This is a genomic window from Rickettsiales bacterium, assembly GCA_033762595.1.
Classification (GTDB): Bacteria; Pseudomonadota; Alphaproteobacteria; order Rickettsiales; family UBA8987; genus JANPLD01.
Map to the genome: position 1 here is coordinate 1 of JANRLM010000054.1, position 7,436 is coordinate 7,436.

Sequence of the window (7,436 nt, forward strand, 5' to 3'; positions counted from 1 at the left end):
AGGTTTAGAAATTTTAATGCTTGATTAAGTTTGAAATTAGTATTAAACAACATCATCTTTTCTTAGAGTTCACTTTCTGATTAGCTTTTCGCAATCCTTATCGCGGGGTAGAGCAGCCCGGTAGCTCGTCAGGCTCATAACCTGAAGGTCGTTGGTTCGAATCCAGCCCCCGCAACCAACTAAACAGCCGTTTTTCCTAGTTCTGTAAAAGTTAAAGGCTAAAAATGCCATTCCATATACACTTTAATTGAATTAATAAAGTCTTTGTGTAAATTCAGCCCACCAACCCAAGCCTAACCACCAGAGTTTTAACCATTATTATAAGGCTGTGCAATTTCAAAAAAGTGCTTAAACGCAAACCCAAAACAACAAAGTGTTTTTTAGAAGGTTGTTATAAATCAATAAGATAAGTGCTTAAACGCAAAACTAAGGTGCTAAATTAGCAAAATGTAGTAAATAGCATTATTCTTTAATTTTCTGCCAGAATCATTTGATTTTTTTGAATTTTGTTAATAATTTGTTAAGGTTTTTGTGTTATACAAAAATGTCCCATAACATATTTTATATTCTTATGCCTCCTCAACTTACAGAAAACAGACAAGAAATAATTTCTCCAATAAATTCTATTCCTCTAACCTCTGAAAAAATTGTTGCAGACCAGAATTTTTTGGCTGAGGTTCACGGGTTAAGTTCTAAACTAGCAACTATAACTGGAAATGAAAATGCATTAGCTGAATATTTAGGGTTACTTTCAAAATTTGCCAAATTTGCAGATGAAAGGATGTACCCTGTAAATGTAGCTTTAATGGGTAAAGAAGTTATTCACAATGATAAAACTAAAGGCAATGAATATCACCCAGAATCAAAAGAATTATTTGTAGATTACGCAAGAGAAAATTTAATTGGAATTGCAGCTAAAAAACAATTTGGTGGTGCTGAAATGCCAAAATCATTGATAGGCGGAGTTGCACTTGCTGGATTTAATGCAAACCCATCTTTTTACTTAAAAGAAATGGTTACTCAAGGGGCACTTAACCTTTTGCAAGTTGCATATGAAAAAGAAGCTAGCAATGAACAAAAACAAAAGATGATTAAAAATGTAATGTCTAAGCTTATCAGTGGTGAATACACAGGGGCAATGATATTAACAGAGCCTAAAACTGGTGCTAATTTAGGTAATAATATGGAATGCACAGCTCAAATAGCGGAAGGTTCCGACAGCGCAATAGTTAATGGAGAAAAGAAATATATTACAGGTTTAACAACAGGCGGAATTGATAGTGTAAAAAATGCAATTGGATTAGTTGTTTCAGCGACTAGAGATGAAACAGGAAAATTGTTACTAGATACAAAAGGGAAAACTCAGGTAAGCGTTACTATTGTTCCAATTTATAAAATAGATGAAAAAGGAGAAACTATTTTAGAAAATGGTCAACCAATACCCAATAATGTTGTTACAAGTCATTTCTTTTATAAACCAGGTATTGAAAACCAAATTTTACAACATCATAATTTTCAGGGTAGCGAAGGCATATTACTAGGTGAAAGAGGGAATGGCTGGCCTATGATGTTTGGAATTATGGATCCTGCTAGGCATGAAGTTGGAACGCAGGCAGTTGCACATATTTATTCTGCACTTGAACTAGCAAAAAACTATACTGCTAATCGTGGCTTGGAGATGCGAGATTCTCAGCCTTATGCAGAATATCCAGCTGTGGCCGCTACAATCAATAAGCTTAGAGCATTTGCTGAAACTGGTGCGAGCGTGTTAATGGATGTTGGCTTAAATATGGATTATGCCAATATACCAAATAGCAAAATCCCTGCTAATAATAGCTCTCAAAGAACAGAATTACTAGAAAGGCAAGCAAAAGCACAAGGCTTAATAAAAATAGAGACACCTTTTGTAAAAGCATATTTCACCAGAGCTGCAAAAAAGTTAATGGTAGATGCAACTCAAGTAATGGGTTCAGATGGTTATACATCAAAGCAGCTTGAAAAATTAAGAAACAACCTTGAACCAACACCAATTTATGAGGGGCCAAATGAAATGATGGCAAAGCAAATTGTATCTCAACAATATAAATTTATTGATGGATTCATTGAGCAAGCTAATGACTTTTTATTTAGCAAAGAAGTTACTCAAAATGTTAATGTGCAAAATTTACTTGATGTTAGAGCGGCAGTTAGAGATTTATCTGAGGCAAATAAATGGCTTGGTGAGCAGAGAATCCTTCTAAAAAGTGAAGATCCAACCATTGCGGAGTTGGCGGCAAAAAAGATAGCGGCTGCTAGTGATATGTTTTTGGATTTGATGGGCGCTGTTTACATGGGAAAGGAAGCAGTAAAAACCATCAATTATATTCAAGAAATAAAATCTAAAAATAATGGGGTAATTAGTGAAGATTTGCAGGATAGGTTAAAAATTGCAGAAGCTGCAATTCACCATTTCATTAATGAGAGACCTTCACTAAGAAAAATGCAGGAAGAATATAAATATGCTGAACCAACTTTTGATGTAAAAAAATTGATAGCACTTAATAAGGAAAAACTTAATATTTCATCAGCTTCTCAAGCGGTAGAGCCTATAAAGCAAAAAGGAGCTTGATTCTATGGTGGTATCATTAAAAAAAGATAATAAAGATATTTTCCTTATAAAGGCAGAGCAGAATTATGAACCTTATTGGTATTATGTTCGTGTTGAAAAACTTAAACAACCATTAGTAAAAAAACGCTCTGAATTCAGTTTAGAGGAAATTGAAGGGCTTGGAGAGATTATTTTCTGGGGAATTGGAGAAGAACCTCCACTTTATTACAAAGAGAAAATTGAAAAAAGCGATTTTAGTTAATTGGCCTTATGCAAAACAAAGACAAAATAATCCATAGACAAGTTGGGGCAAGAGATGGTTTGCAGTTTGAAGACAAAACTGTAAGCGTTGAAGATAGGCTTCAATATATTGAAATGCTTATAGAATCTGGTGAGAAATTTATTGAGTTTGGCAGTTTAGCTCACGAAAAAGTTGTTCCCAACATGGTTGGCTCCCTAGAGCTTGCAAAAATGTTAAAAGAAAATGCTGAGCGGGGAAAATATAAGGGTGTAACCTTTTCAATGCTTGTAATGCACGAAAAATATCTTACCCCAGAAGCTATAGATGTAATGAAAGACTTTTGTGATATTGCCCTTGTCACTGCTGCATCTGAGCAATTCTGTAAAAATAATATGAACCAAAAGGGTGGAATAGAAGAATCAAAAGAGCAAGCTCTAAAAATCATAGAAAGAGCAAAAGAGGCTGGAATAAAATATAGAGGCTATGTTTCAACTATATTCAAAGCGCCGTCAATCAGAACCGAGGAAGGCTTAAAAGATGGAGAGGACATTCACCCAAAAGCAGTTGGTGATTTAACCAAATTTCTAATTTCTAATGGCTGTTATGAAGTTTCATTAGGTGATACAACGGGTGCTGGCGATCCCAAAAAAGTTGATGCATTAATGAAAACTCTCAAGAAAGATAGCGTGAATTTTGATAATGTTTGTATGCACCTTCATGATACTGGTGGTAATGCGTTATATAACGCCTTAGTTGCTTATAGAGCTGGGGTAAGAAGGTTTGATACAGCCTCAGGTGGTTTAGGGCAGTGTAAATTTTCAAATAACCCGAAAGGAAATTTAGCTACAGAAGATTTAGTTCATTTTTTCAACAAAGCTGAAATATCAACTGGCGGCATTAGAGTTCACAAAACAGTTGCCGCATCAAAATTTATACTAGATAAAGTTGGAAGAGAAAGCCCTTCAATGGCTTATAACATGATGAAAAGTAGGGTAAACATTTCTAATACGGAAAGATTGAAGACATTATAATTTTTTAGCTTTTTGAGAGCGCAAACAAGGTAACCATTTTACAACCCAATGAAAAAGGTGGAAGTTTTAGTGGAACTTTTCATTACACGAATTTAGCAATGCGTTAGATTTCAGTAGGTTAAGCTAACAAAACGAATCCAGCCCCCGCAACCAACTAGAAAGCTAGTTTCGGCAAATCAGTTAAAATAAAAAAACTCCAAATGGGACTTTGGAAAGAATTTTTAATAGAATGCTAACAAAAATCCTTGCCAATAATTTTTTATAAAAAATTTCTCCTTGCTAAAATATTTTTAAGCTAATAATTCAAATTATTATTCTGAATTGAAATAAATATTTATGAAACTTAAAAATTATAAACCAAAACCTTATACTCCCTTAAAAAAAGGTGATATTGTTGAAATTCTTGCGCCGGCTTACGGCATAAAACCGCAGGAAGTTGAGAGAATTAAGGAATATATTAAATCTCTTGGGCTAATTCCAAGAGTTCCAGATGATTTGCTGGCGGGGGATTTAATCGCTTCCGCACCTGAAAAAATTAGATTTAATCAGTTGAAAAACGCATTATTTGCTAAGGATTCTAAGGCAATTTGGTGTGTAAAAGGTGGCAGTGGTAGCCCGCAAATTATTCCGCATCTCGAGAAGATTAAAAATCCGCCCGAGCAGGAAAAATTATTTATTGCCTTCAGTGATATAACCTCAATCCATTTTTTCTTGAATCAAGAATGGGGTTGGAAAACAATTCACGGGCCAATTCTATGGCAGATAGTGCGTGATAGAATTGATAAGGAATCTATTTCTCATATTGAAAATTTAATTTTTGGCAAAAAATATAAGAAGGAGTTTTCTCTTGAGGTCGTTAGTAAAAATTTGAAGCCCCAAACCATCAAAACCAAGGCAATTATTGGCGGAAATCTGAAATTAGTTCAATGTTCTATTGGAACTATTTGGGAGATAATAGCCAAAGATAAAATTCTGCTTTTTGAAGATATTAATGAGAAACCTTATCAAGTGGATAGAATTTTAACTCATATCCAGCAATCAAATTTGTGTAAAGGTGCGAAAGCCATTATTTTCGGCGATTTTGAAGGCGGAGAAATTGATATGGATATGCCTTTAATTGAAAAAATTTTAGAAAGATTCGCTGAGCAAATTAAAATACCAGTGTTCAGAATTAAGGGAATTGGGCATACAGAAAGGAATTACGCTATTCATTTTGGCGTTCCAGCTAAAATTGAAATCAGCAAGAATTCTAGGTTGGTGGTGGAGTAATTGGAGCGGGTGAAGGGAATCGAACCCTCACGACCAGCTTGGAAGGCTGGAGTTCTACCATTGAACTACACCCGCATTTATTTAAGAAGTAAATTCTGAAAATCTAATTATTAAATATAATCCAAAAACGCAAGAGAATTAATTATATAAAACTCTATTTCCCCTCAAAGCTGGTTCCACCATAGCTTTTGCGGGATTTCACTGAGTTTTCAACGGAAAGAACATTATAAATATCTTTGGTGATTCCTTTTTCAATCGTTTGAAATTCCTTAAGGGTAAGCTCTGAAAGTTTGCAATTTTTTTGCTCTGCAAGTTTTACACAACGCCCTGTTATATGATGTGCATCACGGAAGGGTTTTTTTAGATTTTTCACTAGCCAATCTGCAATATCTGTTGCGGTGGAATATCCGCTATCCGCCATTTTTAGCATATTTTCTTTGTTTGGTTGCATATCATCAACCATACCACGCATCGCACGCAGGGCGAGGATTATATTTTCAACTGCATCAAAAACTTGCTCTTTATCTTCCTGCATATCTTTACTATAAGCCAAAGGCAGGCCTTTCATTACAACGCTTAATGCAGTTAGAGAACCTAAAATTCTGCCTGTTTTTGCACGAACTAATTCTGCCGCATCTGGGTTTCTTTTCTGTGGCATTATTGATGAGCCGGTAGTAAATTTTTCAGAAAGGGAAATAAATTTGAACCCTTGCGAACACCAAACAACAATCTCCTCTGCAAGTCTTGAAAGATTAATTGCCAAAATATTTGCACAAGAAAGTAGTTCAATCGCAAAATCACGAGATGAAACGGAATCAATGGAATTAGCGGTTGGCTTATCGAATCCCAACTCTTTAGCGGTGAAATGTCTATCAATCGGGAAGCTAGTTCCAGCGAGTGCGGCTGCACCAAGCGGGCATTCATTCAGGCGTTTTCTGCAATCTTTGAAACGAGTTAAATCACGAGAAAACATTTCTTTATATGCATTCAAATGATGGCCAAAAGTTATAGGCTGTGCGGTTTGTAGATGTGTGAACCCTGGCATTATAGTTTGCTTATTTTTCTTAGCTTTTTTCTCTAAAGCTTTAATCAGCAAATCAATTTCTTGGATAATTAAATCAGAATTATCACGAACATATAAGCGGAAATCAGTTGCAACTTGGTCATTCCGGCTGCGAGCGGTGTGAAGCCTGCCGGCTGTATCGCCAATAATTTCCTTCAAGCGAGATTCAATATTCATGTGAATATCTTCAAGTTCTTCCTTAAATTCAAACTTAGAAGATTCAATTTCTTTCAGAATTTGTTGCAAGCCTTTAGTAATTTTTTCAACATCGGATTTATTCAAAATGCCTGTTTTTGAAAGCATTTTAGCGTGAGCTATAGAGCCTTGAATATCTTGCTTATAAAGTTTTTTATCAAATGAAATTGATGCGTTTATTTTTTGCAAAACTTCATCGGGTGCATATTCATAATGCCCACCCCACATTTTATTTGCTAGCTTTTTTGGAGCTGAATTTTTATTAGGATTTTTTTTCATTTAATTAGTTTGTATATTTTTTTATAAACATATAATCTATGTAATATATAAAATCTAATTGAAATTAAATTATTATGTCAAAACTCATTTTTTTAGCGGGTTCGGCTCGCAAAGATTCACTAAACAAAAAGCTGGCGAAGCAGGCTTTTGAAATCGCAAAATCTAACGGTGTGGAGGCGGAGTTTATTGACCTCAAAGATTATCCAATGCCTATATATGATGGCGATTTTGAGGTGGAAAACGGCCTGCCTGAAAATGCGAAAAAACTCAAGGCAAAATTTGCAGAATGTAAGGGTTTTTTTATTGCTTCACCTGAATATAATTCAAGTTTTTCCCCTTTATTTAAGAATGCAATAGATTGGATTTCTCGCCCTTCAGAAAAAGGTGAAACTCCACTGATTGCATTCAGAGGTAAATTTGCAGCTTTATCAGCTGCTTCGCCAGGTGGTTTTGGCGGTTTGCGTGGGCTTGTGCCGCTGCGTATGTTGCTTGGAAATATTGGCGTTTTAGTTCTACCGGATCAATTAGCTATTCCATTTGCTGATAAAGTTTTTGATGCGGAAGGCAAAATTTCTGATATTAAGATTAGCAAATCACTTCAAAGTTTGGTTGATTCTTTAATCTCTTACACCAATTAAAATGGGCTTAAAGCTTAGAAAAATTGTTCCAATTGCCAAATTATTAAAGCTAAATTTTAGCAAATCTGGTGCATCACTAACTTTTGGAAAAAAAGGATCCGCAATAAATATCAGTAAAGATGGGGTTCGTGCA

Annotated in this window: 6 protein-coding genes and 2 tRNA genes; 6 read left to right on the forward strand and 2 right to left on the reverse strand. The window is 35.1% G+C overall.

Going from position 1 to position 7,436, the window contains the following annotated elements:
- Nucleotides 1-101 precede the first annotated feature (101 nt).
- The 5 genes from SFT90_04170 (at nucleotide 102) to SFT90_04190 (ending at nucleotide 5,128) form a co-directional block, all read left to right on the forward strand.
- Nucleotides 102-178 (forward strand) — tRNA-Met (locus tag SFT90_04170).
- Between the two features lie 393 nt (nucleotides 179-571).
- Complete coding sequence (locus tag SFT90_04175) at nucleotides 572-2,608, forward strand: acyl-CoA dehydrogenase family protein (GenBank protein ID MDX1949680.1); 2,037 nt, start codon at nucleotides 572-574, stop codon at nucleotides 2,606-2,608.
- A gap of 4 nt (nucleotides 2,609-2,612) precedes the next feature.
- On the forward strand, nucleotides 2,613-2,849 hold the full coding sequence (locus SFT90_04180; protein MDX1949681.1) for a hypothetical protein: 237 nt from the start codon (nucleotides 2,613-2,615) through the stop codon (nucleotides 2,847-2,849).
- An 8-nt stretch (nucleotides 2,850-2,857) separates the two neighbouring features.
- Nucleotides 2,858-3,859 (forward strand): hypothetical protein, encoded by a 1,002-nt coding sequence (locus tag SFT90_04185; GenBank protein ID MDX1949682.1) that lies wholly within the window; start codon nucleotides 2,858-2,860, stop codon nucleotides 3,857-3,859.
- A 336-nt stretch (nucleotides 3,860-4,195) separates the two neighbouring features.
- Nucleotides 4,196-5,128, forward strand: a complete 933-nt coding sequence (locus SFT90_04190) for an LD-carboxypeptidase (GenBank protein ID MDX1949683.1) — start codon at nucleotides 4,196-4,198, stop codon at nucleotides 5,126-5,128.
- A gap of 1 nt (nucleotide 5,129) precedes the next feature.
- On the opposite strand, the gene SFT90_04195 is transcribed toward SFT90_04190, so the two are convergent.
- Nucleotides 5,130-5,203, reverse strand: a tRNA-Gly gene (locus tag SFT90_04195).
- A 79-nt stretch (nucleotides 5,204-5,282) separates the two neighbouring features.
- Nucleotides 5,283-6,665: an argininosuccinate lyase gene (gene argH / locus SFT90_04200; GenBank protein MDX1949684.1), complete on the reverse strand. Its 1,383-nt coding sequence runs from the start codon at nucleotides 6,663-6,665 to the stop codon at nucleotides 5,283-5,285.
- Nucleotides 6,666-6,739: 74 nt separating this feature from the next.
- Between argH and SFT90_04205 the strand changes: the two genes are divergently transcribed.
- A complete protein-coding gene (locus SFT90_04205; GenBank protein MDX1949685.1) occupies nucleotides 6,740-7,303 on the forward strand; it encodes an NAD(P)H-dependent oxidoreductase in 564 nt (187 codons plus the stop codon).
- Nucleotides 7,304-7,436 lie beyond the last annotated feature (133 nt).

What these genes read in the sequence shown, in the direction of transcription:
- SFT90_04175 (MDX1949680.1), top strand. Translation starts at nt 572, where the DNA reads ATGCCTCCTCAACTTACAGAAAACAGACAAGAAATAATTTCTCCAATA.
- SFT90_04180 (MDX1949681.1), top strand. Translation starts at nt 2,613, where the DNA reads ATGGTGGTATCATTAAAAAAAGATAATAAAGATATTTTCCTTATAAAG.
- SFT90_04185 (MDX1949682.1), top strand. Translation starts at nt 2,858, where the DNA reads ATGCAAAACAAAGACAAAATAATCCATAGACAAGTTGGGGCAAGAGAT.
- SFT90_04190 (MDX1949683.1), top strand. Translation starts at nt 4,196, where the DNA reads ATGAAACTTAAAAATTATAAACCAAAACCTTATACTCCCTTAAAAAAA.
- argH (MDX1949684.1), bottom strand. Translation starts at nt 6,665, where the DNA reads ATGAAAAAAAATCCTAATAAAAATTCAGCTCCAAAAAAGCTAGCAAAT.
- SFT90_04205 (MDX1949685.1), top strand. Translation starts at nt 6,740, where the DNA reads ATGTCAAAACTCATTTTTTTAGCGGGTTCGGCTCGCAAAGATTCACTA.